The following is a 23,360-nucleotide window of genomic DNA, read 5'->3' on the forward strand; positions in this document are numbered from 1 at the left end:
GTCTGGATGTCGCCGATACTGGCCGCCCCGCGTCCCGCTGCCGCCGGCAGCCGTTACCTCGAGCTCGGCCAGTATTCGCGCCGAAGGTCCGACTGCTCGCGGCGCCGACGAGCAGACCACCGATGCTCTCCGCGGCGCACGAGTGCGAGGATCTGGGCCTCGAGCGGGGCCCACTCATTAAAGATTCGGCGCGAGCCGGCATGCAGCATGAGGGCACCTCGCGCGACCAGCTCGGCGTCTCGTCGGCGGTCTCGCTCCCGAGCTTCTGGGGTCGAGTGCCAACGGTCGCCGTCCAGCTCGATCACGAGTCGGTCGCCGACCACCAGATCGACGCGTCCGACGCCCGGGACGACGACCTGCGGCCGAGCGATGATGCCGCGTGAACGCAGGCGGACCCGCGCGAGCGTCTCGAGCCCAGACTCGCTGCGTGCATCGCTCACGGCGAGCGCGCGGATGCCGTTGCGGGTGAGGAGAGTCCGGGCGAGGGCGGGTCGTGTGACGGCACGCAGATGACGAGCGGAGTCGACGCAGCAGACGAGATCCTCGAACGACATGCACTGCGCCGCGCAGGCGAGCGCCGTCAGCACGTCATCCACACCGTCGACCGCCCGACCCGCGATCCGGTGCCGGGTCGGCTCACCGACGCGGCTTCGGCGCACACGATCGCTCGGACTGACTCGCCAATGCGCCGTGGCGAGTCGTACCCAGATCCCGTGCCGCTCGAGCGCTGCCCCGCAACTCAGCGAACAGTATCCGGACACCGCGGCCTCGACGGGCGGGTCGAGTTCTCCGACGGCATAGTGACCGATCCGAAGCCGTCGGACACCACCGGCAGCCACCTGGTGTCGCAACTCCGCGGTCGAGACGCCCTCGGCCGCGAAGTCGCGCGTGCGGACGATGCGTGTCATGCCGTCATCGTCATGCTCGTGTGCGCCCTCGATCGGCGCGTGTCCTCGATCGGTGCAGTTCGCGTGCGGTGAGCCCGTGTGGAGGAGAGGCGGTGACCGCGCGCGGCTACTGGCGAAAAGAGGGAGCAGCCTCGCCGGTGGGTCTGCATGGACGACTGAGCAGTATCGCGCGAGACCGCCAGCAGTATCGGCGACGACAGTATCCGCAGTCGGGCAGGTAAGCGCGAGCGGGAGGGGGGCGACGAGGCGGGAACGCCGGTAGGCATCGGGCGCGGCCGCGGTCGGGCGACGTGGAGGGGGCGCTCGTTAGCCTGGGAGCGTGACGACAGACTGGGACTGGACCGCCTTCTGGGCCGACCCGTGGCCGCAGCTCGGGAACTTCCTCGTGCACAAGCCGCTGAGCGTGCTGATCATCGTGGTGGTGGCCGTGCTGCTGCGCATCGTGGCGACGTTCATCATCAAGCGCGTCGTGAACCAGATCGTCAACGGCGTCAAGAAGAAGCAGAACGTGACCGACACGGCCGCGCTCGGCATCGCCGTCTCGCCGCTCGCGGCCGTGCGAACCGTGCAGCGCACCCGCGCGATCGGGTCGGTGCTCACGAACGTGGTGACGGCCGGCATCGTGATCGTCGCGGCGATCCTCGTCGTCAACACCCTCAACGAGAACGCGACCGCCGCCTTCTCGCTCATCACCGCGGCGCTCGGCGCCGGTCTGGGCTTCGGCGCGCAGAACATCGTCAAAGACGTGCTCAACGGGCTGTTCATGGTCATCGAAGACCAGCTCGGCGTCGGGGATGTCGTGGACCTCGGCCCGGCGACCGGCGTGGTCGAGGCGGTCGGCATCCGCGTGACGCAGATCCGCGACGTCAACGGGATGCTCTGGTACGTGCGCAACGGCGAGATCCTGCGCGTCGGCAACGTCTCGCAGGGCTGGTCGCGCGTCATCCTCGACCTGGCGATCCCCTACGAGGCCGACGTGCCGCTCGTGCAGGAGGCGCTGCTCGACACGGCCGTGCGCATGCAGCAGGAACCGAAGTGGAAGCGCCTGTTCCTCGAGAAGCCCGAGATGTGGGGCATCGAGTCGATCTCGTCGGAGGCGGTCGTGGTGCGACTGGTCGCGAAGACCCGACCGGGGTCGAAGGAGGACGTGGCGCGTGAGCTGCGCCTGCGGCTGAAGACGACGCTCGACGAGATGGACGTGCGCACGCCCGCGCTGAGCGCGATCACGCTGACGGGGATGGAGGGCGCCGCGTCGATCCGCGGGGCGAACCCGCCGAAGACGGCTCCGCTGCCGACGCAGGCGACGCCCACGCCGAAGCCGGCGAAGTCGAAGAGCGCCGAGCGCGGCGAGCCGGCCGGCGCTGCCAGGCCCGCCGAGTCCGCCGAGCCGGCGGCATCCGACCCCGGCGCGACGCCGACGGAGCCCTCGCCGCGAGCACCCCGAGCCCCGCGCGCGCCGAAGAAGGACGACTGATGGCCGAGGACTCCCTCACTCTGCGCTCGAGCTCCGGCGGCGAGCCGGTCGGCGGCAGCTTCTGGCAGCAGATCGGCGGGCGCCCGACCTTCGAGCGGCTGGTGCGCCGCTTCTACGAGGGTGTGGCCGACGACGAGGTGCTGCGCCCGATGTACCCGGAGGACGACATGGAGGGCGCCATCCAGCGCCTGACCGGGTTCCTCGAGCAGTACTGGGGCGGCCCGACGACTTACAGCCAGGAGCGCGGCCACCCGCGCCTGCGCATGCGTCACATGCCGTTCAAGGTCAACCCCGACGCCCGCGATCGCTGGCTGAAGCACATGCGCGTCGCCGTCGACGACCTCGGGCTCTCTCCGATGGACGAGGGGATGCTGTGGGGCTACCTCGAGCGGGCTGCCCACGCGATGGTCAACACCTTCGAGGAGTAGGCGGCAGGCGGCCCCGGCAACGCCGAGCAGCGCCGGATCGCTCCGCGCGGCGCTGCGTCGACCCGCGCGGCGGCGCCGCACCGAGCACCAGACACGACGAAAAGGGGATGCACCCCGCCGACCGGCGGAGCGCATCCCCTTCGCTGTGCCGACCCGGTCAAGTCGAGCCGGCACAGATGGATATGACGGGGCCGATCAGGCCAGGTCGGCGCGGAGTCCGTCGACGAGCGGGGTCGTCGGGCGGCCGATGAGGCCCGAGAGCACGTTGCTCGCCTCGGCGAGGGTGCCCTCGGCGATGTTCGCGTCGAGCGCCGAGACGAAGCCCGCGGTGCCCTCGTCGAGCCCGAAGCCGGTGAGCGCGGCGACGTGCGCGGCGGTGTCGAGGTTCTGGTACCCGACGGGACGCCCGGTGATCTCCGAGATCGCGGCGGCGAGGCCGGCGTAGTCCCAGGCGGTGTCGCCGGCGAGCTCGTAGGTCTGGCCGATGTGACCCTCGGTGGTGAGCACGGCGGCGGCGGCCTCGGCGTAGTCGGCGCGGCTGGCGCTGGCGACGCGACCGGTGCCGGCGCTGCCGATCAGCACGCCCGACTCCGCGGCGCCTGGCACCTGACCGGTGTAGTTCTCGTGGTACCAGTTGTTGCGCAGCACTGTCGCGGGAACGCCCGAAGCGACGATGAGTTCTTCGGTGGCCTTGTGCTCGGGAGCGAGGATGAGCGAGCTCGAGTCGGCGTGCGGGGCGCTCGTGTAGACGAGCTGGCTGACGCCGGCGGCCTTCGCCGCGTCGATCACGGCCTGGTGCTGGGGCACGCGCTTGCCCGGCTCACTGGCCGAGATCAGCAGCACTTTCTCGGCGCCGGCGACGGCGGCCGTGACGGTCTCGGGGCGGTCGTAGTCGAGCTCGACGGCGTTCACGCCGAGGGCGACGAGGTCGTCGACCTTCGACAGGGTGCGCGCGCCGACGCGGATGTCGGTCGGCGCGACGCCGCGGGCGATGAGCGACTTCACGGCGAGACGGCCGAGGTGTCCGGCGGCGGTGACGAGGATGGTCATGGGGCGAGTCCTTTCGAGGAGCTTCCGCGGGTTCGCGTTTCCGTCGATGGCCAACGGGGTGGATGCTGACATGCTTCCCGAAAGAAGGTACCTACTTTCAGGTAAGATACCCGCATGGTGGTAAGTCTTGAGTCTTTGCGGGCGTCACAGTCCGATATCTTCACGGCCGGATGTCCCACGCGCGACGTTCTCGACCACGTGACCAGCAAGTGGGGCGTGCTCGTGCTGCTTGCGCTCGGCGGCGGCACCCTGCGCTGGGGCGAGCTGCGCCGCGCGGTCGACGGCATCAGCGAGAAGATGCTCGCCTCGACGCTGCGCACCCTCGAGCGCGACGGATTCGTCGAGCGCGACGCGCACCCCACGATCCCCCCGCGCGTCGACTACAGCCTCACTCCCCTGGGCTCGGAGCTGCTCGAGCACCTGGAGCCCTTCGTGCAGTGGGTCGCCACCCGCGCCGAGGGGATCATGGCGCCGCAGCGCGGCTGACGCCCGCGGCGTCCGCGGTGCGGCGGCGTCCGCGCCCGCGCCGGCTCCCGCACCCCCGGCATCCAGAACCGTCTCGCTAGGCTCGTCTGCGCCGCTCGCTCCCCCGAGAGCGGCACCCGACACCCTGCGGGAGGCGCACATGCCCCAGAACTCCGACGCGATCGTGATCGGCGCCGGCCTCGCCGGCCTGGTCGCCGCGAGCGAGCTGCTCGACGCCGGGCGCACGGTCGTGATCCTCGACCAGGAGCCCGAGCAGAGCCTCGGCGGGCAGGCCTGGTGGTCGTTCGGCGGGCTGTTCCTCGTCGACTCGCCCGAGCAGCGCCGCCTGGGCGTTCACGACAGCCTGGAGCTGGCCCGGCAGGACTGGTTCGGCAGCGCCGAGTTCGACCGCGATGAGGACGACTGGGCCGAGCAGTGGGCCGAGGCCTACCTGCGCTTCGCGGCCGGCGAGAAGCGCGACTGGCTTCACGAGAAGGGCGTGCGCTTCTTCCCGGTGGTCGGCTGGGCCGAGCGCGGCGGCTACACGGCGACGGGGCACGGCAACTCGGTCCCCCGCTTCCACATCACCTGGGGAACGGGCCCCGGCGTCGTCGAGCCGTTCCTCTCGCGCGTGCGCCGCGGCGTCGCCGAGGGCCGCGCCGAGCTGCGCTTCCGCCACCGCGTCGACGAGCTGATCGTGCGCGACGGGGCCGTCGTCGGCGCATCCGGAACCCTGCTCGCCCCCGACGCCGCCGAACGCGGCGCCCCGAGCAACCGGGATGCGGTGGGCGAGTTCGCGCTCGAGGCGAGCGCCGTGATCGTGGCCGCCGGCGGCATCGGCGGAGACCCGGAGCTCGTGCGCGCCGCCTGGCCCGACTGGCTCGGCGAGGCGCCCGCCGCCGAGAACCTGCTCGCCGGCGTACCCGCGCACGTCGACGGCCGCATGCTCGACATCAGCGCTGACGCCGGCGCCCGCCTCGTCAACACCGACCGGATGTGGCACTACGTCGAGGGCGTGGCGAACCACTCGCCGGTCTGGCAGGGGCACGGCATCCGCATCCTGCCCGGCCCGTCGAGCGTCTGGCTCGACGCGACCGGCGCCCGGCTGCCGGTGCCGCTCTTCCCGGGATTCGACACGCTCGGCACGCTCGAGTGGCTGCGCAAGACCGGCCACGATCACAGCTGGTTCGTGACCACGCGGCAGGTCGCCGAAAAGGAGTTCGCCCTCTCGGGCAGCGAGCAGAATCCCGACCTGACCGACAAGCACCTGGGCGAGCTGCTGCGCCAGCGCCTCGGCAGCGGGGCGACGGATCCCGTCGAGAGGTTCCTGCACGACGGCGAGGACTTCCTCGTGGCCGACACCCTCGACGAGCTGCTCGACCGCATCGAGCAGGCCTCGCCCGCGGGCGTCTTCGACCCCGAGGCCGCCCGCGCCGAGCTGGATGCGCGCGACCGCGAGCTCGACAATCGCTTCGGCAAAGACGCCCAGATCGCGGCCGTGCGCGACGCCCGCCGCTACCTCGGCGACAAGCTCATCCGCGTCGCGAAGCCGCACAAGGTCACCGATCCGGCGAACGGCCCGCTCGTCGCGGTGCGCCTGCGGGTTCTGACCCGCAAGACGCTCGGCGGCATCCAGACCGACCTGCAGGCGCGGGCGCTGGATGCCAGCGGCGCGCCGATCCCCGGCCTGTATGCGGCCGGCGAGGCGGCCGGCTTCGGCGGCGGCGGGATGCACGGCTACCGGTCGCTCGAGGGCACGTTCCTCGGCGGCTGCCTGTTCTCGGGGCGCGTCGCCGGTCGGGCGGTCGCGGCGTCGCTCTAGGGCTCGAGCGCTGGCGTCAGAGCTCGCGCGCCGACCTCAGCGCGCGAGCGTCCACGGCTTGCGCTTGACCAGCACGTGCCCGCGCTTGGTCGTCAGGCGCGTCCACGGGCCCGACTCGAACACGGCGACCTCGTCCTCCCCCAGGAATCCGAGGCTGAGGGCCGCGAAGCCGGCGCCGGCGGGGATGTGGTCGAGCTCGTCGACGGGACGGCTCCAGACCTGTCCGCGCACCTTGCGCACGATCGACTCGCCGACCGCCTCGGGCACGGCCTCGGCGACCTCGGCGATGCCCGCCTCCGCGGCCTGCTGCAGCAGCGCGGGATCGAGCGTTCCGCTGCGCACCCAGCCGCCGCGCGGCGGTGAGATCGCGGCCCAGGTGACGGTGTGCACCTCGATCGGCGTCGACACGTCGACGGGGGCGGCGAAGTGGTCGGGATCACGGCGCTCGAGCTCGCTCGCGGAGCGCTCGAGGCGCTGCAGCAGCGAGCGCACCGGCACGACGACGTCGAAGGGCTCGGTGTCGGTGAGCGCGTAGGTGCGCAGCCCCAGCACGGTCGGCGCCTCGTCGAGCAGGCCGATCGGGTAGAGCACCGCGGCATAGGCGGCGAGCACGCCGCCGCCGGCGATGAGGCGCACGGAGCCCTCCTCGACACGGGCGGCGCGGCCGGCGAAGCTGCGCAGGTCTTCGAGCGAGAGGGGGTCGGAGAGGGTGAATGGCTTGCTCATCTGCTCCTAAACTACAAGCCATGAGCGACCCTCTGTCGGGCTTCCTGCGGGCGATCGACCTGACCGACACCGGGGCGCGCACCTCGGAGGACATCTTCACCGGCCCGAGCCAGTGGATGCCGCAGGGCCGCGTCTTCGGCGGCCAGGTGCTCGCGCAGGCGATCACGGCGGCGATGCGCACGGTCGCCGACGACCGGCTCGCGCATTCGATGCACGGCTACTTCCTGCGCCCCGGCGACATCGAGCAGCCGATCACCTTCTCGGTCGACCGCATCCACGACGGACGCTCCTTCTCGACCCGGCGCACCCAGGCCTACCAGGACGGCCTGCCGATCCTGTCGATGATCGCGTCGTTCCAGGACGTGGATGATGGTCTCGACCATCAGCACCCGCTCGATCTGGCCGCGTTCCCCGAACCGGAGTCGCTGCCGACCACGGCCGAGGCGCTCGCCGGGCTCGACCATCCGATCGCGAAGTTCTGGGGCGAGCAGCGGCCCTTCGACATCCGCCACGTCGAGACGCCGGTCTACCTTCGCGCCGACGCGCCGCACCAGGCGACCCAGGCGGTGTGGATGCGGGCGATCGGCGCCCTGCCCGATGACCCGAAGCTGCACCAGGCCGCTCTCGCCTACGCGAGCGACTACACGATCCTCGAGCCGACGCTGCGCGCGCACGGCATCCCGTGGGTCACGCCGGGCCTGAAGATGGCGAGCCTCGACCACGCGATGTGGTGGCACCGACCGGCTCGCGCCGACGAGTGGCTGCTCTACACGCAGGAGTCGACGAACGCCGTCGGCGGGCGCGGGCTCTCGACCGGGCGCATCTACGATCTCGCCGGACAGCTCGTGGCGAGCGTCACCCAGGAGGGCATGATCCGGGTTCCGCGCGGCGATGCGCCGGACGGGGATCTCGGCCCGCTGTCGCGCGGGCAGGTCACCTAGCGGGGGCCCTGCGTCGAGGAGGCCGAGCCGGGGGCGTCGATCGCGCCGGCGACCGCGAGCGCGCTGCGGGAGAGGAAGCCGACGATCTCGTCGGCGGGCAGTTCGTGCTCGAGCACGCTCTCGACCAGCACCTCCTCGGCGAACGAGACCCAGGATCGCAGCGCGATGCGCAGCAGCGGGGTATCGACGGCCCCGAGTTCGAGGGCGACGGCGGTGACGCGGTCGGCCTGCTCGCGGCGGGCCTCTTCGACGACCCGACGCACCTCCGCGTCGGCCGAGGCGACGCCGCGCACAAGCGAGAAGAAGGTGCCGCGGTGCTGCTCGACGAACTCGACGATGCGCCGCAGGGTGTCGTCGAGGCGCTCCAGCGCCGCCAGCTCGGCGACCGGCTCGGTCGCGCGCAGCATGCTGTCGCGGGCGGTGCGCACGAGTTCGCGCCGCAGACCCGCCTGCGAGCCGAAGTAGTGGAAGACGAGCGCCCGCGAGACGCCGGCCGCGCGCGACAGGAACTCGATCGTGACCGTGTCGAGCGGATGGTCGGCGAGCGCCGCGACGCCCGTCACCACGAGCTGAGAACGGCGGTCCTCGGGCGAGAGGCGGGTCCTCCGCTCGGCCGACATGAGCACAGCTTAACCAGCCCGTCCGGACGCGCACCGAGCCACGCATCCCCTCGACGGCGGCCTCTCAGCACTACGGCTGTCTATTGACAGAGCGTCAATAAGGCGTATCGTGGCCGACCGACGACGCCGGGTCACCGGTGTCGATCGATCAGAATGTGTTCTCGGAACCGCGTCATAGCCGACGTGTTCTCCGGTCTCACGAGTGGATCGATCGGCGCCGACAAGGCACCGGCACCACCGTGGATCAAGGAGGATTCATGCCGTTCCGTCCCTCGTTGCGCAAGATCGTGCGCAGTCACGCCGGGCGCATCGCCCTCGTCTCGGTTCCCGTCGGGCTCGTGGCCGCCGTCACCCTCGGCGGCGTCGCCCAGGGTGCCGTGCCCGTCTCATTCGCGATCTCGGGCAGCCAGTTCAAGATCAGCTCCAGCCAGCTCGAGGGCACCGGCTTCTCGCAGTACGCCGGCACCACGAAGGACACCGAGGGCAAGGAGCACCCGGTCGCGATCGCCAACATCAAGAAGGCGACTCTCGCGAACCTGTGCCAGTCGGTCTCGACCGAGACGCCGCTCGGCAAGGTCGGCATGCGCATCACCGCCGGCGGCGGCGACACGCCCGCCAGCGCGACCGATCTGCAGATCGGCATGACCGACCTCAAGGGCGACACAAGCTTCGGCAACGTGCGCATCGGCGTCGACGCCTCGCAGGTCAACACCGACAAGAAGGGCAGCGCCGGCGACTTCGCGCAGGACAGCGACACGATCTCGATCACGAACCTGCAGCAGGTCTCGTGGACGACCCAGGCCAGCGTCTTCACCCTCACCGGGATGCACGTCGAGCTCAGTGACCAGGAGTGCTTCTGAGCGCAGCGGTGCGGCGGTGACCCCCGCCGACAGCCTCATCCTGCCCCCGACACCCCTGACGATCGGAAGAGACGATGACCATGATCCGCCCCTCACGACACGACGACGAGCTGGCCGACGACGGCCTGCCCGAGCCCGGTGACGACGGCGCGATCGAGACCACGGCGCTCGCGGGTGGGGTGCCCGACCGCGCCGGGGACGAGGACGCCGCATTCGGGTCGGCGCCCTCGAGCGCGGCGGCCGGACATGACTCCGCCGCGGGCGATGGCGTCGGGGGCGACGCCGAGCCCGCGGACGACGGCGTCGTCCAGAGCTCCGGCCGCCGCGCGGCTTTCCGCGCCTGGCGCGCGCGCCGCCCCTTCCTGGGCACGATCCTCACGATGCTCGGCGGGGTCGAGCTGTTCTTCTCGGGCCAGCTGGATCTGGGACGCATCCACGTCTCGCTCGGCATCGAAGGCCTTCAGGCGACCGTCATCCCGCTCGCGCTCGTGCTGCTCGGCGTGCTCACGATGCTCATGCCTGCCCACCGCATCTTCTACGGCGTGATCGCGCTCGCCCTCGCGCTCTACTCGATCGTCGGCGTCAACCTCGGCGGATTCCTGGTCGGGATGCTGCTGGCGGTGGTCGGCGGCATCATGACGGTCGCCTGGTCGCCGAAAGACGCGCAGCGCAAGGCCGCAGCGAAGCGAGCCCGCCGTGCGCGCTCGACGGAACTGGATGCCGCGAGCGGCGACGAGGCCTCGGCCTGATGCGCTCGTTCTCCTCTGACACCGCGCGCCGCGCCGACGGCGCCCGCGCTGGCGCGCGGCGGTCGGTCGCGCCGCGCTCCGGCGCCGTGCGCCGCGGCGGCCTGCTCGGTCTGGTCGCACTCGCCGCGACGGCACTGCTCGGCATCGGCGCGGCGCCCCTGCCCGCCTCGACGCCGAACGGCACCGCCCCCGCCGCGTTCTGCATCCCGCTGCTCATGGACTGCTCGGACGGCGGCTCCGGCTCGGGCGGCGGTTCCACGCCGTCGCCGACGCCCTCACCGAGCAGCCCCATCCCCGGTCTGCCGATCCCCGGGCTGCCGGGCTCGGGCAGCGGAGGATCCGGCGGCGCGACGCCGGGGAGCCCGACTCCCCCGCCCGCGCCGGCCGACGCGATCGCCGATCCCGACGCGCCCGTGATGACGCTCCCGGCCGCTCAGCTCGAGGGATCGTCGCTGTCATTCACCGGCCTCAAGGGCCTGAGCCTCGTGACCGTCCCGCTCGCCGACGGCTCGCGCACGCCCGTGATCAAGCTCGAGGTCGACTCGATCGCGATCGACGACTTCGTGCTGGATGTGCGCCACGAGGCCGGCGGCGACGCTCTGGTCACGAAGGCGGGCCGGATGGAGCTGCAGGGCCACGTGGTCGTGTACCTCGACTCGGTCAGCGCGACCGGACCGAACGGCGTCGGCCTGAGCCTGGGCGCGCAGACGCCGCTGCCCGGCGATGAGCTGCCGCCGAAGCTGCTGCAGGTGTCGCTCGGTCTCGTCGGGGTGACGGGTGATCGCATCAGCTTCACGCCGGTGCACCAGTACTTCGGCTGACACGGTCTTCGGCTGATTCGGCCGACGCGAGAAGGGCGTGACCCCGCGGATCTGCGGGGTCACGCCCTTCTGCTGTGCTGTGTGCTGATGAGCGGATGCGGGCTCAGCGCAGTCAGCGGGGTCAGCGCGGTCAGCGGCGGCGGAACTCGATCGGCGCTTCGAGGTAGGGCGTCCAGGCTTCGCGCTCGGCGTCGGTGATGCGCCGCGGGCGGCCGGAGGCGGCATCCACGAGCACGATCGTCGTCGCGGCCTTGGCGTAAAGCAGCGACTCGCCGCCCTCCGGCGAGCGCACCTCGTAGCAGACCTCGAGGCTGGCGCCGCCGAGGTGGCCGAGCCAGAGTTGCACGTCGAGCGGACGGCGCAGGTACGGGATCGGCGCGAGGTACTCGACCTCCTGCCGCCCGATGAGGGTCATGGTGGCGGCGCCGGGGCTGCCGTCGAGGATCGCGGTGGTGCCGCCGACGGCCGACTCGGCGCCCGCGGCGTCGGTGGCCCAGAAGGCCTGGATGCGCGCCTCCTCGAGCAGTACGAGCATCGCCGCGTTGTTGACGTGGCCGTAGGCGTCGAGGTCGTTCCAGCGCAGCCGAATCGGCACGTGCAGACGGGTCATGGCGGGCGTCCCTTCGTGGGCGGATGGCGCTGAGCGGATGGCGGGGCGTCGACGACGGCGAGCGCGCGCCGACGACGACGACGAAGCGGAGGCCCGTGCGGGCCTCCGCTTCGTTCGATCAGCTGCGCGTCAGCTTGCGGTGCACCGAGCGGTGCGGGGCTGCGGCGTCCGGGCCGAGGCGGTCGATCTTGTTCGACTCGTAGGCCTCGAAGTTGCCCTCGAACCAGTACCAGTTCGACGGGTTCTCGTCGGTGCCCTCGTAGGCGAGGATGTGCGTCGCGATCCGGTCGAGGAACCACCGGTCGTGCGTGATCACCACGGCGCAGCCGGGAAACTCGAGCAGCGCGTTCTCGAGCGACTGCAGGGTCTCGACGTCGAGGTCGTTGGTGGGCTCGTCGAGCAGCAGCAGGTTGCCGCCCTCCTTGAGCGTCAGCGCCAGGTTGAGGCGGTTGCGCTCACCACCTGAGAGCACGCCGGCCTTCTTCTGCTGGTCCGGTCCCTTGAACCCGAACTTCGACACGTAGGCGCGGCTGGGGATCTCGGTCTTGCCGACCGTGATGATGTCGAGGCCGTCGGAGACGACCTCCCACAGCGTCTTCTCGGGGTCGATGTTGGCGCGGCTCTGGTCGACGTAGCTGATCTTGACGGTCTCGCCGACCTTCAGGTCTCCGCCGTCGAGGGGCTCGAGGCCGACGATCGTCTTGAACAGCGTGGTCTTGCCGACGCCGTTCGGGCCGATGACGCCGACGATGCCGTTCGGCGGCAGCGAGAACGAGAGGCCGTCGATGAGCTGACCGCGCTCTTCGAAGCCCTTCTGCAGCTTCTTCGCCTCGATCACGACGCTGCCCAGGCGCGGGCCCGGCGGGATCGAGATCTCCTCGAAGTCGAGCTTGCGCGTGCGCTCCGCCTCGGCGGCCATCTCCTCGTACCGGGCGAGGCGCGCCTTCGACTTGGTCTGGCGTCCCTTGGCGCTCGAGCGCACCCAGTCGAGTTCGTCGGCGAGGCGCTTGGCGAGCTTCGCGTCCTTCTTGCCCTGCACTTCGAGGCGCTGGGCCTTCTTCTCGAGATAGGTCGAGTAGTTGCCCTCGTAGGGGTACAGGTGACCGCGGTCGACCTCGGCGATCCACTCCGCGACGTTGTCGAGGAAGTACCGGTCGTGGGTGATCGCGATGACGGCGCCCTTGTACGAGCTGAGGTGCTGCTCGAGCCAGAGCACGCTCTCGGCGTCGAGGTGGTTGGTGGGCTCGTCGAGCAGCAGCAGGTCGGGCTTCTGCAGCAGGAGCTTCGCGAGCGCGACGCGGCGCTTCTCACCACCGGAGAGCGGCGCGATCGCGGCGTCGCCCGGGGGCGTGCGGAGCGCATCCATCGCCTGCTCGAGCTGGGAGTCGAGGTCCCAGCCGTCGGCGGCGTCGATCTCCTCCTGCAGGGTGCCCATCTCGGCGAGCAGCGCGTCGAAGTCGGCGTCCGGCTCGGCCATGAGGGCGGAGATCTCGTTGAAGCGGTCGAGCTTGGCCTTGATGGCCACGCCGTCCTGGATGTTCTCCAGAACGGTCTTGGTCTCGTCGAGCACCGGCTCCTGCATGAGGATGCCGACGCTGTAGCCGGGGCTGAGGCGCGCCTCGCCGTTGGAGGGCTGGTCGAGCCCGGCCATGATCTTGAGGATGGTCGACTTGCCGGCGCCGTTGGGGCCGACCATGCCGATCTTCGCTCCGGGGTAGAACGACATGGTGACGTCGTCGAGGATCAGCTTCTCGCCGACCTTCTTGCGGGCACGCACCATGGAGTAGATGAATTCGGCCATGTTCCGATCCTAGTTTCGCGTGGGGTGGTGGGCTGACCGGATCGGACCGCGCTCGGGCTCAGCGGGGCGCGCCGCCGCGGTCAGCGGGGTCGACGCCGGCTACCAGTCGATCGCGCGGGTGTTGCCGATCAGGCACTTGCCCGTGTCCATCGCGGCGGCGGTGGTCGAGTGGTAGCCGATGTTGCCGTACTGGCCGATGAGGCAGGTCGTGCCGAGCTTGACCGAGAACTGGATGTTGTCGGCCTTGAGCCCGACCGCCGTGGTGTCGGAGGTGACCTCCATGGCGGCCTTGTCGAAGCCGGCCTTCACGAGGGTGTCGATGAAGGTGCGGCCGCCGAGGTCGCCGCCCGCGGCGACGAGCTTCGTGTTGACGGCGTCGAAGTAGGCCTTGTTGTCGTCGGCATCGCCTGTGGGGTCGAGCTTCGGCGCCGCCGAGGCGGACGACGAGGCGCTCGGCTTCGGCGAGCCGCTCGGCTCGGGTGAGCTGGGCGTGCAGCCCGTGAGCAGCAGCACGGCCAGGGCGGCCGCCGCTCCGCCGGATCCGATCGCGATGCCGACGCTGCGGCGCGCGGTGGCGGTGTGCGGCATGGTCCCCCGTCTCGTCGTGCTCCCGCTCGGGCGCGGGCCGCGACGAGTCTACGTCGCGCGAGCGGAGCGGATCTCAGAACGGCGTCGGGATGGCGTCGTCGAGCGCCGCGGGCCGGTCGGCGTCGGCTCCCGGCGCGGCCCAGCCGTCCGCATCCACCGGACCGGCTCCCGTCGGCGAGCCCGACGAGCTCGCCGCGCTCTCCTCCCGCGACGCCTCGGAGCCCTCCCCGCCGTCGCTCTTCGTGGTCGAGCTGCGGATCACCCGCGAGTAGACGCTCGTGCCCCAGCTGAGGTCGTGCCCGATCGCGTCGGCCTCGATGTCGACCGTCACGCCCGAGCGGTCGTCTTTCGTCCACTCCTTCAGCCGCACTCGGCCGGTCACGACGACCCGGTCGCCCTGCTTGACCGAGCCGTGCACGTTGCCGGCGAGGTGACGGAAGGAGCTGATCGTGTACCAGTTGGTGTCGCCGTCGATCCACTTGCGCTCGACGCGGTCGAAGCGGCGGTGCGTCGAGACGAGACGGAAGGTGGTGATCTCGAGCCCGTCGCCGGTGACGACGTGGCGCGGCTCGGTGCCGACGAGCCCGGTGAGCGTGATGGTGTCCGACATGGTGTGGCCTCCTGGCGTCCGGCGCGAGCTGCGATCCGCACGGGGCGGGATGCCATCGGTGCGGTCGGATGCCGGGCCCGCTCGTGCCGGGAAGGAGCCCGACATCCGATGCTCACCAGCGTGGCCGGGAACAGCACGACGCCGACCGGCGAGGACCCCATCCGTGGAGGGATCGCGCCGATCGGCGTCTGGGGAGGAGAGGCGCGCGGCCCCGCTCCCGACGAGCTCAGTGCTCGTGGAACTCCGGCCAGTCGGAGCCGGGCTTCATCGCCGCGTGCAGGGCTCCCTTGGCCACGTTCAGGCTGGGATAGACCCCGCGATACCGGCCGTCGCTCACCATCTTGACGACGAATCCGTCGTCGGTGCGGTGGATCGAGCCGACCGCTCCCGCGGGGCCGAACGCCACCCAGGTCTGCCGGGTCATGGTCGATGTGCTCATCTCGTGCTCCTTCGCCGTCGTGACGGTCTGCACGGTCGCCGGAACTCGGACTCCGGCGTCCTTGTGCCGGGCACACTACGCCTGCCCGCGCCCGGACGACAGAGGCGCGACGCACAGCGGAGGCGATGCCCAGCCGGTCCACGCGTCGCTCACGGGCGGTGGGCCGGATACCGCTGGACGCCATCGCACGCCGCCGACGGCGGGGCGGATGCGGATGCCGCCGGAATCCCGGCGCGGATGTCGGCACGGCGGGGCATCATGGTCGCGATGCTCCCCCGACGTCGCGCCCTCACCCGGCGCTCCGCCCTCCCTCGCCTGCTGGCGGCCGCGCTGGCTCTGGCAGCCGCGACCTCCCTCGCGGCGTGCGCCCCGGCCGCTCCGACGCCGAAGCCCTCCGCGGGCGGCGGCACCGCGCATCCCTCGCCCTCGGCGACGCCCGATCCGATCGCCGGGCTCAGCGTGCAGCAGAAGGTCGGTCTGCTCTTCATCGTCGGAACGCCGGCCACCAGCGCCGACCCGGCGACGATCGACGCGGTGACGAACCGCGGCGTGCGCGGCCTCTTCCTGGCCGGTCGCTCGCGCGCGGGAACGTCGGCGACCGCGCAGCTCGTCGCCCAGTTCACCGGCATCACGCCGACCCCGGGCACCGCGGCCGACGTGCCGCTGACCGTCGCCACCGATCAGGAGGGCGGCCAGGTGCAGGTGCTGCGCGGGCCCGGTTTCAGCGACATCCCCTCCGCGCTCGATCAGGGCGGCATCGACCCGGCGACGCTGAAGGCCTCGGCGGCGACCTGGGCCGCCGAGCTGCGCAGCGCGGGTGTGACGATGAACCTCGGCCCGGTCGCCGATCTCGTCGGCTCGCCCGCCGAGGCGCGCGGCAATCCGCCGATCGGCGGCTACGACCGCCAGTTCGGGTACGACCCCGACACGATCGTCGCTCACGCCGGGGCCGTGGCCGAGGGGATGCGCGGGGCGGGCGTCGCGCCCGTGCTCAAGCACTTCCCCGGGCTCGGCCACGTCACGGCGAACACCGACACCGCGAACGACGTGACCGACCGCGCGGTGACCGTCGACTCGGCCGACGTCGGCGCCTTCCGCCGGCTGCTGCCGTCGACCGGAGCGGTGATGATGTCGAACGCCGTCTACGCCGGCATCGACCCGAGCGCACCGGCCGTGTTCTCACCGGTCGTCGTGACACAGCTGCTGCGCCAGCAGCTCGGCTTCCGCGGGCTCATCGTGACCGACGACCTGTCCGCGACGGCGCAGCTGAAGGCCTGGGCGCCCGGCGATCGCGCCGTGCTGGCCCTGGCGGCGGGGTGCGACCAGCTGCTGGTCTCCGCCGACGCGAGCGTGGCCGCATCCATGATCGACGCCGTCGTCGCGCGGGCGCAGAGCGACCCGCGGTTCGCGGCGACGGTGGATGCGGCGGCCCGCCGGGTCATCGCGGACCGCCGCAGCTGAGTCGGCTCGGCGAAGCTCACCTCGCGCGACGACTCAGCCCGTGAGGCTCAGCTCGCCAGGACGTACTGCGCGTAGCTCTTGCGCACCTTGTTGACCTTGGGCAGCGCGACCGCGAGGCAGTAGCCCTGGCCCGGGTTCTTGGCGAAGAAGTCCTGGTGGTACTCCTCCGCGCGCCAGTAGACGCCGAGCGGCTCGATCGTGGTGACGATGTCGCCCTCCCAGATCTCAGCGGCGCGGTCGCGGGCGGCCTCGAACTCGGCCTTCTGCTCCTGGTCGGCGTAGAACATGGCCGAGCGGTACTGGGTGCCCACGTCGTTGCCCTGACGGTTCAGCTGACGCGGGTCGTGCAGCGTGAAGAACACGTCGAGGATGACGGAGGAGGGGATGACGGTCTCATCGAAGGTGACGGCGACGGCCTCGGCGTGGCCGGTCGCTCCGGTGCAGACGGCCTCGTAGCTGGGTTCGACGGTGGAGCCGCCCGTGTAGCCCGACACGACGTCCTTCACGCCCTGCAGCGTGCGGTAGACGGCGTCGAGACACCAGAAGCATCCGCCGGCGACGACGAAAGTGCGCATGTGATGAACCTGCTTTCCGTGGATCGGGGAGGTTTCGCTGTCTGCAACGCCCCGCCACCCCATCCTGTTCCGTCGGTGCCGCTAGCGTCGAACCCATGAGCTATCTCGCCGCTGAGAACCGCTACGACCACCTCGACTACGTGCGCTCGGGGCGCAGCGGGCTCAAGCTCCCGCGCGTCTCGCTGGGCCTCTGGAACAACTTCGGCGCCGACCGCGCCCGCGAGACGCAGCGCGCGATCGTGCGCCGCGCCTTCGATCTCGGCATCACCCACTTCGACCTCGCGAACAACTACGGGCCGCCTCCCGGATCGGCGGAGTCGAACTTCGGCCGCATCTTCGCCGACGACCTGCGCGCCTACCGCGACGAGATCCTCATCTCGTCGAAGGCCGGTTACCTCATGTGGGACGGCCCCTACGGCGAGTGGGGTTCGCGCAAGAACCTGCTCGCCTCGCTCGACCAGTCGCTCGGCCGACTGGGTGTCGACTACGTCGACGTCTTCTACTCGCACCGCCCCGACCCCGAGACGCCGATCGAGGAGACCATGGGCGCCCTCGCCCACGCCGTGCGCCAGGGCAAGGCGCTCTACGCGGGCATCTCGAACTACTCGCCCGAGCAGACGCGAGCGGCGGCCGCGGCGCTGGCGGCGGAGGGCGTACCGCTCACGATCCACCAGCCGCGCTACAACATGTTCGACCGCGCGCCGGAGAACGGACTCTGGGATGCGCTGGCCGAGCTCGGCGCGGGAGCGATCGTCTACTCGCCGCTCGCCCAGGGCCTGCTGACGGCCCGCTACCTCGACGGCATCCCCGCAGGATCGCGCGCGAGCGAGGGGCGCTGGATCAGCGAGAGCACCATCTCGGAGACCTACCTCGACCGGGCGCGCGGCCTGAACGTGATCGCCGAGCAGCGCGGGCAGTCGCTGGCGCAGCTCGCGATCGCGTGGGTGCTGCGCCAGCCGCAGGTGACGAGCGCGCTCGTCGGCGCCTCGAGCGTCGCGCAGCTCGAGGACACGCTGCGCGCGCTCGAGAACACCGCGCTGAGCGACGAGGAGCTCGCACGCATCGAGCCATTCGCGGTCGACGGCACCGGGCGCGGCTGAGCGGGATGCGCGGGGCGGACGGCGCCGCCTCGCGCTCGCCCCGTCCCGTCCCGCGGGATGTCGGTGGTCGAACATAGATTCGAACCATGACGAAGCTCGGACTGCGCCCCACCCCCGATTACCCCGTCCGGCGCGCCGGCGTGCAGGTCGTGCCGCTGGCCAACCTGCGCTGGCGCGTCACCCGCGGGCAGGGCCAGGTGCTCGGCTACGTCGACGAGGTCGAGGTGGCGGGCGCGCCGCGCTGGCAGAGCAAGCGGATGCGACACGGCACCGCGCAGATGGTCGTGCTGGGCGAGTTCGACTCCCCCGGCGACGCGCTCGACATGGTGCGGTGGGTGTGATCCGATCTGAGCGACGCGCGACCGTGCGCCCCGGCATCCCGTTCAGCCCGACGTAATCTGCGCGCATGCAGTGGTGGAACGACATCGTCGACTGGTTCGGCACGGCTCAGGGTCACGACCTCGTCTTCGGCGCGATCATCCCCTTCGTCGCGATCGTGATCGGCGCGATCATCGCCGCGCTGATCGGCCGCGGGGCCGTCAAGCGCCTCGTCGCCCAGCGCGATCGCGAGACCCGGGCCTCGGCCGTGGCCGCGCTCATCGCGGCGGGGCAGACCGCGGCCCGCTGGGACAGCCAGGCTCCGCAGACCCGCGAGCACTTCGCCATCCTCGCCGCCGCCGCCGACGTGCAGGTGCGCCTGCTGCCGCTGCCGGGCGCCGCCCTCGCCGCCGACTGGGCCGCGCACGAGCTCACCGACATGCGCACCAACTCGGTGAGCTACAGCTTCCAGGCCGACCAGACCCTCGCCGAGTACCGCGACCGCCTGGTCGAATGGCAGAACAAGCCGGGCCGCGCGCGCAAGCTCTTCGCCGCCGACCTCGACCGCTGGCGCTACGACGAGCCGCAGAAGGTCGACCCCGTCGTTCTGCAGCAGCAGGAGTGGGCCGAGAAGCAGTTCACCGCGGCGACGAGCGCCAAGCCCGAGAAGGCCGCCGAGCGCGAGATCGGCACGACGACCGCGGCGACCCCGACGGCCGCCGACACCGCGACCCGCGCCGTGGAGACGGATGTCGAGACCCGCGCGGTCGAGACGACGACCGCCGAGACCTCGACCGCGGAGCCCTCGACCGGAACGACCCCGACGAGCGCCGCGTCGGCCGACAGCTCCGCACCTCAGGCGCGGTAGCGGCTCGCGAGTTCGGGAGACTGGCCGCGGAACGCCGCCATGCTCGCGGCTGACGCCGCATCCAGGAGCCCGGCGTCCTCGACGCCCGGTGCCGTGACGACCTCGCCGAGCTCGAGTCCGCGCAGGCTCGCGGCGGCGACATCCTCGGGCGACATGCGCGGTACCGCGCTGAGGTCCATGCCCTGACGTTCGTGGAACTCCGTGGCGACCACGCCCGGACACAGCACCTGCACGCGGATGCCCGCGTCACGCAGCTCCGCATCCAGCGTCTGCGACAGCGCGACGAGATGCGCGTTCGCGCCGACGTAGACGGCACGCCGCAACGGCAGCTCGGCGAGCGGCGCGGGGCCGCTGTAGGCGAGCATCCCGGCGACGTTGATGATCGCGCCCGCGCCGCGCGCGAGCATCCCGGGAACGACCGCGCGCGCCAGCAGCGTCGGCGCGGTGATCTTGACCGCCATCAGCTCATCGGCTTTCTCGGCCGGCAGCTCGGCGAAGGCGCCGTAGTGCGCGACGCCGGCGTTGTTGACGAGCAGCGCGACCTCACGCTCGGCGAGCAGCGCCGCGAGGCGGCCGGTGTCGGCGGCGTCGGCCAGGTCGGCGACGACGACCTCGACGTCGACCTGCAGACGCTCGGCGAGCTCGTCGAGCCGCTCGCGATTGCGGCCCACCACGATCAGCGGGCGCCCGTCGGCGGCGAGCCGCTCGGCGAAGGCGCGGCCGATGCCCGACGACGCGCCCGTGACGACGGCGACGCCGTCCGACTCCCCGCCCGTGGCGGCCCCGGTGGTGGATGTGCTGCTCATGCCGTTCCCTTGTCGCGACGGCGCCCAGTTCGGCGTCGTGAGTCCAGCATCCGTCCGTCGATCGCGACGCGACAGTCCGCCTCGCCCCTGGGATCGCGAGGACCAGCCAGGCGAACTCTAGAATCGTGATCGGCCTTCCCCCCGTAGCTCAGTGGATAGAGCATCCGGTTTCTACCCGGCTGGTCGGGAGTTCGAATCTCTCCGGGGGGGCCATCCGTTCCGACGACAGCATCGAAGAAGATCTGTGACGAGAGACACCGTGACCGCAGCGCTGCGGATCCTGCTCGCCATCGCGATGTCGGTGGCCACCGTGAAGTCGTACATCGACGCGGCGGCCGACTGGGCGGCGAACGGCTACCCCGACCGCGTCACCCTCAACGTGAACTTCGCGGCGTACTTCACGATCCAGTCGAACGTGCTCGGCGCGGTCGTGCTCGTGATCGCGGCGGTGCTGCTGCTGCGACGCGGTCGCGACCGCAGCGGCCGTGCCGGCCGTGGCAGCTCTGCCGGAGCCGAGCCGTCGTGGCTGACGACACTGCGCCTCATCGTGCTCGTCGACATGACCATCACGGGCATCGTCTACAACGTGCTGCTGCGCGGCATCGCGGTGCACGGCGGCGGGTCGGGGCCGGATTGGCCGAGCGAGATCCATCACGTCGTCGCGCCGGCGCTCATCATCGTCGACTGGCTCGTCGGCCCGGGACGTGGGCGGGTGCCGTGGAAGCGGCTGTGGCTCACGCTCATCCACCCGCTCGCCTGGGCTGCCGTGGCCCTGCTGCGCGGGCCGCTCGTCTACGACCAGACGCAGTCGCGCCAGAGCTGGTACCCCTATCCGTTCCTCGACCCCGCCTTGTCGCCGACGGGCTACGCCTCGGTGTGGATCTACGTCGTCGGGATCGCTCTGCTGTTCGGGGTCGTCGCCGCGCTCGGCATCCTCGTGACCCGGATCAGACGGCGCGAGCCAGCGCGACCAGCAGCTGGTTGACCGAGGGAACGCCTTCGGCGCGGTAGACCTCGGCACCGTCGCCCGAGCGCACGATCATCGTCGGCGTCGAGCCGATGCGGTCGGCGTCGGCGGCGTCGGGATGCTGCGCCACGTTGCGCTCGACGATCTCGAGCTGGGGCAGCAGCTTCGCCGCGTCGTCGAGCACGCTGCGCGCCGCCGCGCACGGCGCGCAGAAGCTGGAGCTGTAGAAGTCGACGCGCATGGGGCGTGCAACCGCGGGAGGCGGCCCGGGATTCCTCGGATCCGGCGGCGCGGGTCTCAGCTCGCGAGCTGGACGATCAGCAGGATCGCCGCGACCACGCTGAGCACGGCGATGACGAGGGCGATCGCGATGAGGATGACGTGCACCTTGAGGAAGACGGTGGCGCGGCCGTTCTCGTCGCGGGCACGCGGGTCGTTCTTGATGCGCGGGTAGAAGCGCGGCCACGAGACCAGGTTGAACAGGGCGGTCAGCAGCAGCACGACGATGGCGAAGACGGTCACGCGTCCACCGTATCCGCGGGCCGGTCGCGAGATAGTTAGCAGAGTTATATAACTCGGGTATACACTTTGCCGAGTGAACAGAACCGACACCATCTCGTCGCTCGTTCAGTCGGCGCACCGCCTCGGTCGCATCGCCGCCCTCGCCACCGGCAACACCGCCCCCGTCGCGCACTGGCGCACGCTCGCGGTGCTGGAGTCGGAGGGCCCCCTGCGCGTCGGGGAGCTGGCCGCCGCCTGCCGAGTCACCCAGCCCGGAATGACCCGCCTGCTCGCCACCCTCGTCGAGGTCGAGCACGTCACCCGCGTCGCCGACACCGCCGACTCGCGCGCCTGGCTCATCCAGCTCAGCCCGAAGGGCCGCGCCGCTCTCGACGAGTGGCGCGGCGAGCTCGGCGAGGCGCTCACCCCCTGGTTCGACGGCCTCGACGACGCCGACTGGGCCGCCCTCGACCGGGCCGCCGACATCCTCGCGACCCGCACCACCGCATCCCCCGAGAAGGTCACCGCATGACGAACGACACCCACACGCAGCACGGCAGCACCCACCACGGTGGCGCGCACCACGGCGGCGCCGAGAAGCCGCACATCCTCAAGCAGCCCAAGCAGGTCTGGGCGGTCGCCTTCGCCTGCGTGATCGCCTTCATGGGCATCGGCCTCGTCGACCCGATCCTGCCGGCCATCGCGAAGGACCTGCAGGCGACCGAGACGCAGACCGAGCTGCTCTTCACGAGCTACCTGCTCATCACCGGCATCGCGATGCTCGTCACGAGCTTCATCTCGAGCCGCATCGGCGCGCGGGCGACCCTGTTGATCGGCCTTGGCCTGATCGTCGTCTTCGCCGCGCTGGCGGCGCTGAGCGGCAGCGTGGATGCGGTCATCGGCTTCCGGGCCGGCTGGGGGCTCGGCAACGCCCTCTTCATCTCCACGGCCCTCGCGACGATCGTCGGCGCGGCGAGCGGCGGCTCGAGCGCGGCGATCATCCTCTACGAGGCCGCGCTCGGGCTCGGCATCGCCGTCGGTCCGCTCGTCGGCGGTCTGCTCGGCTCGATCGCCTGGCAGGGCCCGTTCTTCGGTGTCGCCGTGCTCATGGCGATCGCCTTCATCGCGATCACGGTGCTGCTGGGCAAGGACGACAAGGCGAGCCGCCAGCCGACGAAGCTCTCCGCTCCGCTGCGCGCGCTGCGCGATCCGGGCCTGCTGACCCTCGCGATCGCCGCCCTGTTCTACAACATCGGCTTCTTCACGCTGCTGGCCTGGACTCCGTTCGCGCTGCCGAAGACCTTCACCCCGCTCGATCTCGGCGTGACCTTCTTCGGCTGGGGCCTCGCGGTCGCCGTGTCGAGCGTCTGGCTCGCCCCGCTGCTGACCGCCCGCGTGCGCCGCACCACGGCGCTCGCGATCGCGCTGCCGCTGCTCGCGCTCACGCTCATCGTCGCCGGCGTCTTCGCGGCGATCCCGACCGTGCTCGTGGTCTGCGTGATCGTCGGCGGCCTGTTCCTCGGCGTGCTCAACACGGTGCTGACCGAGTCGGTCATGGAGGCCACCGACCTGCCGCGCTCCGTCGCCTCGTCGTCGTATTCGGCCGTGCGCTTCGTCGGCGGCGCGATCGCCCCGCCGCTCGCCGCCCTGATCAAGGCCCTCACGGGCAGCGTCGGCATCCCCTTCTACGTCGGCGGCGTCTCGGTGCTGGTGGCGACAATCGTCATCCTCGCCCGCCGTTCGGCGCTCGCCCGGGTCGACGGCGAGGCGGAGCCGCCCGCGATCACCGAAGCCGACGCGATCGGACTCGGCGACGCGGCCTGAGGCGCGCAGACGGGCGGGTGGATGCGGG

Annotated in this window: 28 protein-coding genes and 1 tRNA gene; 16 read left to right on the forward strand and 13 right to left on the reverse strand. The window is 71.4% G+C overall.

The genetic code is table 11. From position 1 onward, the window contains the following. Positions 1-53: 53 nt before the first annotated feature. Complete coding sequence (locus FJ657_RS13345) at positions 54-908, reverse strand: putative endonuclease domain-containing protein (protein WP_141164216.1); 855 nt, start codon at positions 906-908, stop codon at positions 54-56. Between the two features lie 319 nt (positions 909-1,227). Between FJ657_RS13345 and FJ657_RS13350 the strand changes: the two genes are divergently transcribed. Together FJ657_RS13350 and FJ657_RS13355 are read left to right on the forward strand one after the other, a co-directional pair. Then, positions 1,228-2,382: a mechanosensitive ion channel family protein gene (locus FJ657_RS13350; RefSeq protein ID WP_255447341.1), complete on the forward strand. Its 1,155-nt coding sequence runs from the start codon at positions 1,228-1,230 to the stop codon at positions 2,380-2,382. Continuing rightward, positions 2,382-2,810 carry a globin gene (locus FJ657_RS13355; RefSeq protein ID WP_141164217.1) on the forward strand — a complete coding sequence of 143 codons (429 nt, stop codon included), beginning with the start codon at positions 2,382-2,384 and terminating at the stop codon, positions 2,808-2,810. Before FJ657_RS13350 ends, FJ657_RS13355 begins: the two co-directional genes overlap by 1 nt. A 195-nt stretch (positions 2,811-3,005) precedes the next feature. Here the strand turns inward: FJ657_RS13355 and FJ657_RS13360 are convergent, their stop codons facing one another. After that, positions 3,006-3,860 carry an SDR family oxidoreductase gene (locus FJ657_RS13360; RefSeq protein ID WP_141164218.1) on the reverse strand — a complete coding sequence of 285 codons (855 nt, stop codon included), beginning with the start codon at positions 3,858-3,860 and terminating at the stop codon, positions 3,006-3,008. 114 nt (positions 3,861-3,974) lie between these two features. Between FJ657_RS13360 and FJ657_RS13365 the strand changes: the two genes are divergently transcribed. After that, complete coding sequence (locus tag FJ657_RS13365; protein WP_141164219.1) at positions 3,975-4,346, forward strand: winged helix-turn-helix transcriptional regulator; 372 nt, start codon at positions 3,975-3,977, stop codon at positions 4,344-4,346. Positions 4,347-4,485: 139 nt separating this feature from the next. Further along, positions 4,486-6,147 carry an FAD-binding dehydrogenase gene (locus FJ657_RS13370; RefSeq protein ID WP_141164220.1) on the forward strand — a complete coding sequence of 554 codons (1,662 nt, stop codon included), beginning with the start codon at positions 4,486-4,488 and terminating at the stop codon, positions 6,145-6,147. A gap of 36 nt (positions 6,148-6,183) precedes the next feature. Here FJ657_RS13370 and FJ657_RS13375 read toward each other — a convergent pair whose 3' ends face one another. Beyond that, positions 6,184-6,873: a DUF8185 domain-containing protein gene (locus FJ657_RS13375; protein ID WP_141164221.1), complete on the reverse strand. Its 690-nt coding sequence runs from the start codon at positions 6,871-6,873 to the stop codon at positions 6,184-6,186. A 20-nt stretch (positions 6,874-6,893) separates the two neighbouring features. Here FJ657_RS13375 and FJ657_RS13380 point away from each other — a divergent pair, with 20 nt between their 5' ends. Continuing rightward, positions 6,894-7,814, forward strand: a complete 921-nt coding sequence (locus FJ657_RS13380; protein ID WP_141164222.1) for an acyl-CoA thioesterase — start codon at positions 6,894-6,896, stop codon at positions 7,812-7,814. Here FJ657_RS13380 and FJ657_RS13385 read toward each other — a convergent pair. Continuing rightward, positions 7,811-8,434, reverse strand: a complete 624-nt coding sequence (locus FJ657_RS13385; RefSeq protein ID WP_141164223.1) for a TetR/AcrR family transcriptional regulator — start codon at positions 8,432-8,434, stop codon at positions 7,811-7,813. The genes FJ657_RS13380 and FJ657_RS13385 overlap by 4 nt on opposite strands. Positions 8,435-8,691: 257 nt before the next feature. Here FJ657_RS13385 and FJ657_RS13390 point away from each other — a divergent pair, with 257 nt between their 5' ends. The 3 genes from FJ657_RS13390 to FJ657_RS13400 all read left to right on the forward strand — a co-directional run bounded on the left by FJ657_RS13390 (position 8,692) and on the right by FJ657_RS13400 (position 10,864). Continuing rightward, positions 8,692-9,294: a DUF6230 family protein gene (locus FJ657_RS13390; protein WP_141164224.1), complete on the forward strand. Its 603-nt coding sequence runs from the start codon at positions 8,692-8,694 to the stop codon at positions 9,292-9,294. 74 nt (positions 9,295-9,368) lie between these two features. Continuing rightward, positions 9,369-10,043, forward strand: coding sequence for a DUF6114 domain-containing protein (locus FJ657_RS17240; protein WP_255447342.1), 675 nt, complete (start codon positions 9,369-9,371; stop codon positions 10,041-10,043). Further along, positions 10,043-10,864 carry a hypothetical protein gene (locus FJ657_RS13400; RefSeq protein WP_255447343.1) on the forward strand — a complete coding sequence of 274 codons (822 nt, stop codon included), beginning with the start codon at positions 10,043-10,045 and terminating at the stop codon, positions 10,862-10,864. Before FJ657_RS17240 ends, FJ657_RS13400 begins: the two co-directional genes overlap by 1 nt. A 130-nt stretch (positions 10,865-10,994) precedes the next feature. Here FJ657_RS13400 and FJ657_RS13405 read toward each other — a convergent pair whose 3' ends face one another. From FJ657_RS13405 to FJ657_RS13425, 5 genes are all read right to left on the reverse strand, one after another. Beyond that, entirely contained in the window at positions 10,995-11,474 is a 480-nt protein-coding gene (locus FJ657_RS13405) for an acyl-CoA thioesterase (RefSeq protein ID WP_141164225.1), read from the reverse strand. 118 nt (positions 11,475-11,592) lie between these two features. Continuing rightward, positions 11,593-13,275: an energy-dependent translational throttle protein EttA gene (ettA, locus tag FJ657_RS13410; RefSeq protein ID WP_141164226.1), complete on the reverse strand. Its 1,683-nt coding sequence runs from the start codon at positions 13,273-13,275 to the stop codon at positions 11,593-11,595. 99 nt (positions 13,276-13,374) lie between these two features. Then, on the reverse strand, positions 13,375-13,863 hold the full coding sequence (locus FJ657_RS13415; protein ID WP_255447344.1) for a DUF6993 domain-containing protein: 489 nt from the start codon (positions 13,861-13,863) through the stop codon (positions 13,375-13,377). A gap of 73 nt (positions 13,864-13,936) precedes the next feature. Continuing rightward, positions 13,937-14,473, reverse strand: coding sequence for a single-stranded DNA-binding protein (locus tag FJ657_RS13420; protein ID WP_141164227.1), 537 nt, complete (start codon positions 14,471-14,473; stop codon positions 13,937-13,939). A 226-nt stretch (positions 14,474-14,699) separates the two neighbouring features. Then, positions 14,700-14,912, reverse strand: coding sequence for a methyltransferase (locus tag FJ657_RS13425; protein ID WP_141164228.1), 213 nt, complete (start codon positions 14,910-14,912; stop codon positions 14,700-14,702). A 267-nt stretch (positions 14,913-15,179) separates the two neighbouring features. Between FJ657_RS13425 and FJ657_RS13430 the strand changes: the two genes are divergently transcribed. After that, a complete protein-coding gene (locus FJ657_RS13430) occupies positions 15,180-16,373 on the forward strand; it encodes a glycoside hydrolase family 3 N-terminal domain-containing protein (RefSeq protein ID WP_255447345.1) in 1,194 nt (397 codons plus the stop codon). A gap of 47 nt (positions 16,374-16,420) precedes the next feature. Here the strand turns inward: FJ657_RS13430 and msrA are convergent, their stop codons facing one another. Further along, positions 16,421-16,948 carry a peptide-methionine (S)-S-oxide reductase MsrA gene (gene msrA, locus FJ657_RS13435; RefSeq protein WP_141164229.1) on the reverse strand — a complete coding sequence of 176 codons (528 nt, stop codon included), beginning with the start codon at positions 16,946-16,948 and terminating at the stop codon, positions 16,421-16,423. 95 nt (positions 16,949-17,043) lie between these two features. On the opposite strand from msrA, the gene FJ657_RS13440 reads away from it, so the two are divergent. The 3 genes from FJ657_RS13440 to FJ657_RS13450 all read left to right on the forward strand — a co-directional run bounded on the left by FJ657_RS13440 (position 17,044) and on the right by FJ657_RS13450 (position 19,234). Next, positions 17,044-18,048 carry an aldo/keto reductase gene (locus tag FJ657_RS13440; RefSeq protein ID WP_141164230.1) on the forward strand — a complete coding sequence of 335 codons (1,005 nt, stop codon included), beginning with the start codon at positions 17,044-17,046 and terminating at the stop codon, positions 18,046-18,048. A gap of 86 nt (positions 18,049-18,134) precedes the next feature. Then, the gene (locus FJ657_RS13445) at positions 18,135-18,389 is read left to right on the forward strand and encodes a hypothetical protein (RefSeq protein WP_141164231.1); all 255 of its coding nucleotides are present in this window, start codon (positions 18,135-18,137) and stop codon (positions 18,387-18,389) included. Between the two features lie 65 nt (positions 18,390-18,454). Further along, positions 18,455-19,234: a hypothetical protein gene (locus tag FJ657_RS13450; RefSeq protein WP_181408979.1), complete on the forward strand. Its 780-nt coding sequence runs from the start codon at positions 18,455-18,457 to the stop codon at positions 19,232-19,234. On the opposite strand, the gene FJ657_RS13455 is transcribed toward FJ657_RS13450, so the two are convergent. Next, positions 19,222-20,040: an SDR family NAD(P)-dependent oxidoreductase gene (locus tag FJ657_RS13455; RefSeq protein ID WP_141164232.1), complete on the reverse strand. Its 819-nt coding sequence runs from the start codon at positions 20,038-20,040 to the stop codon at positions 19,222-19,224. The two genes, FJ657_RS13450 and FJ657_RS13455, sit on opposite strands and share 13 nt — an antisense overlap. 137 nt (positions 20,041-20,177) lie before the next feature. On the opposite strand from FJ657_RS13455, the gene FJ657_RS13460 reads away from it, so the two are divergent. Both FJ657_RS13460 and FJ657_RS13465 read left to right on the forward strand, forming a co-directional pair. After that, positions 20,178-20,253, forward strand: a tRNA-Arg gene (locus tag FJ657_RS13460). Positions 20,254-20,284: 31 nt separating this feature from the next. Continuing rightward, positions 20,285-21,025, forward strand: a complete 741-nt coding sequence (locus FJ657_RS13465) for a Pr6Pr family membrane protein (protein WP_219995931.1) — start codon at positions 20,285-20,287, stop codon at positions 21,023-21,025. Here FJ657_RS13465 and FJ657_RS13470 read toward each other — a convergent pair. Continuing rightward, positions 20,988-21,248 (reverse strand): thioredoxin family protein, encoded by a 261-nt coding sequence (locus FJ657_RS13470; protein ID WP_141164234.1) that lies wholly within the window; start codon positions 21,246-21,248, stop codon positions 20,988-20,990. The two genes, FJ657_RS13465 and FJ657_RS13470, sit on opposite strands and share 38 nt — an antisense overlap. 56 nt (positions 21,249-21,304) lie before the next feature. Next, a complete protein-coding gene (locus FJ657_RS13475; RefSeq protein ID WP_141164235.1) occupies positions 21,305-21,529 on the reverse strand; it encodes an SCO4848 family membrane protein in 225 nt (74 codons plus the stop codon). A gap of 73 nt (positions 21,530-21,602) precedes the next feature. Here FJ657_RS13475 and FJ657_RS13480 point away from each other — a divergent pair, with 73 nt between their 5' ends. Further along, complete coding sequence (locus FJ657_RS13480) at positions 21,603-22,040, forward strand: MarR family winged helix-turn-helix transcriptional regulator (RefSeq protein ID WP_141164236.1); 438 nt, start codon at positions 21,603-21,605, stop codon at positions 22,038-22,040. Then, on the forward strand, positions 22,037-23,332 hold the full coding sequence (locus tag FJ657_RS13485) for an MFS transporter (RefSeq protein WP_141164237.1): 1,296 nt from the start codon (positions 22,037-22,039) through the stop codon (positions 23,330-23,332). The genes FJ657_RS13480 and FJ657_RS13485 overlap by 4 nt, the downstream gene beginning before the upstream one ends. Positions 23,333-23,360 lie beyond the last annotated feature (28 nt).

The sequence above is a fragment of the Schumannella soli genome, from assembly GCF_006517435.1.
Lineage (GTDB): Bacteria > Actinomycetota > Actinomycetes > Actinomycetales > Microbacteriaceae > Schumannella > Schumannella soli.

Excerpts from the sequence above, each read along its gene's own strand:
- FJ657_RS13345 (WP_141164216.1), bottom strand. The coding sequence starts at position 908 with ATGACACGCATCGTCCGCACGCGCGACTTCGCGGCCGAGGGCGTCTCG.
- FJ657_RS13355 (WP_141164217.1), top strand. The coding sequence starts at position 2,382 with ATGGCCGAGGACTCCCTCACTCTGCGCTCGAGCTCCGGCGGCGAGCCG.
- FJ657_RS13360 (WP_141164218.1), bottom strand. The coding sequence starts at position 3,860 with ATGACCATCCTCGTCACCGCCGCCGGACACCTCGGCCGTCTCGCCGTG.
- FJ657_RS13365 (WP_141164219.1), top strand. The coding sequence starts at position 3,975 with ATGGTGGTAAGTCTTGAGTCTTTGCGGGCGTCACAGTCCGATATCTTC.
- FJ657_RS13370 (WP_141164220.1), top strand. The coding sequence starts at position 4,486 with ATGCCCCAGAACTCCGACGCGATCGTGATCGGCGCCGGCCTCGCCGGC.
- FJ657_RS13375 (WP_141164221.1), bottom strand. The coding sequence starts at position 6,873 with ATGAGCAAGCCATTCACCCTCTCCGACCCCCTCTCGCTCGAAGACCTG.
- FJ657_RS13380 (WP_141164222.1), top strand. The coding sequence starts at position 6,894 with ATGAGCGACCCTCTGTCGGGCTTCCTGCGGGCGATCGACCTGACCGAC.
- FJ657_RS13385 (WP_141164223.1), bottom strand. The coding sequence starts at position 8,434 with ATGTCGGCCGAGCGGAGGACCCGCCTCTCGCCCGAGGACCGCCGTTCT.
- FJ657_RS13390 (WP_141164224.1), top strand. The coding sequence starts at position 8,692 with ATGCCGTTCCGTCCCTCGTTGCGCAAGATCGTGCGCAGTCACGCCGGG.
- FJ657_RS17240 (WP_255447342.1), top strand. The coding sequence starts at position 9,369 with ATGACCATGATCCGCCCCTCACGACACGACGACGAGCTGGCCGACGAC.
- FJ657_RS13400 (WP_255447343.1), top strand. The coding sequence starts at position 10,043 with ATGCGCTCGTTCTCCTCTGACACCGCGCGCCGCGCCGACGGCGCCCGC.
- FJ657_RS13405 (WP_141164225.1), bottom strand. The coding sequence starts at position 11,474 with ATGACCCGTCTGCACGTGCCGATTCGGCTGCGCTGGAACGACCTCGAC.
- ettA (WP_141164226.1), bottom strand. The coding sequence starts at position 13,275 with ATGGCCGAATTCATCTACTCCATGGTGCGTGCCCGCAAGAAGGTCGGC.
- FJ657_RS13415 (WP_255447344.1), bottom strand. The coding sequence starts at position 13,863 with ATGCCGCACACCGCCACCGCGCGCCGCAGCGTCGGCATCGCGATCGGA.
- FJ657_RS13420 (WP_141164227.1), bottom strand. The coding sequence starts at position 14,473 with ATGTCGGACACCATCACGCTCACCGGGCTCGTCGGCACCGAGCCGCGC.
- FJ657_RS13425 (WP_141164228.1), bottom strand. The coding sequence starts at position 14,912 with ATGAGCACATCGACCATGACCCGGCAGACCTGGGTGGCGTTCGGCCCC.
- FJ657_RS13430 (WP_255447345.1), top strand. The coding sequence starts at position 15,180 with ATGCTCCCCCGACGTCGCGCCCTCACCCGGCGCTCCGCCCTCCCTCGC.
- msrA (WP_141164229.1), bottom strand. The coding sequence starts at position 16,948 with ATGCGCACTTTCGTCGTCGCCGGCGGATGCTTCTGGTGTCTCGACGCC.
- FJ657_RS13440 (WP_141164230.1), top strand. The coding sequence starts at position 17,044 with ATGAGCTATCTCGCCGCTGAGAACCGCTACGACCACCTCGACTACGTG.
- FJ657_RS13445 (WP_141164231.1), top strand. The coding sequence starts at position 18,135 with ATGACGAAGCTCGGACTGCGCCCCACCCCCGATTACCCCGTCCGGCGC.
- FJ657_RS13450 (WP_181408979.1), top strand. The coding sequence starts at position 18,455 with ATGCAGTGGTGGAACGACATCGTCGACTGGTTCGGCACGGCTCAGGGT.
- FJ657_RS13455 (WP_141164232.1), bottom strand. The coding sequence starts at position 20,040 with ATGAGCAGCACATCCACCACCGGGGCCGCCACGGGCGGGGAGTCGGAC.
- FJ657_RS13470 (WP_141164234.1), bottom strand. The coding sequence starts at position 21,248 with ATGCGCGTCGACTTCTACAGCTCCAGCTTCTGCGCGCCGTGCGCGGCG.
- FJ657_RS13485 (WP_141164237.1), top strand. The coding sequence starts at position 22,037 with ATGACGAACGACACCCACACGCAGCACGGCAGCACCCACCACGGTGGC.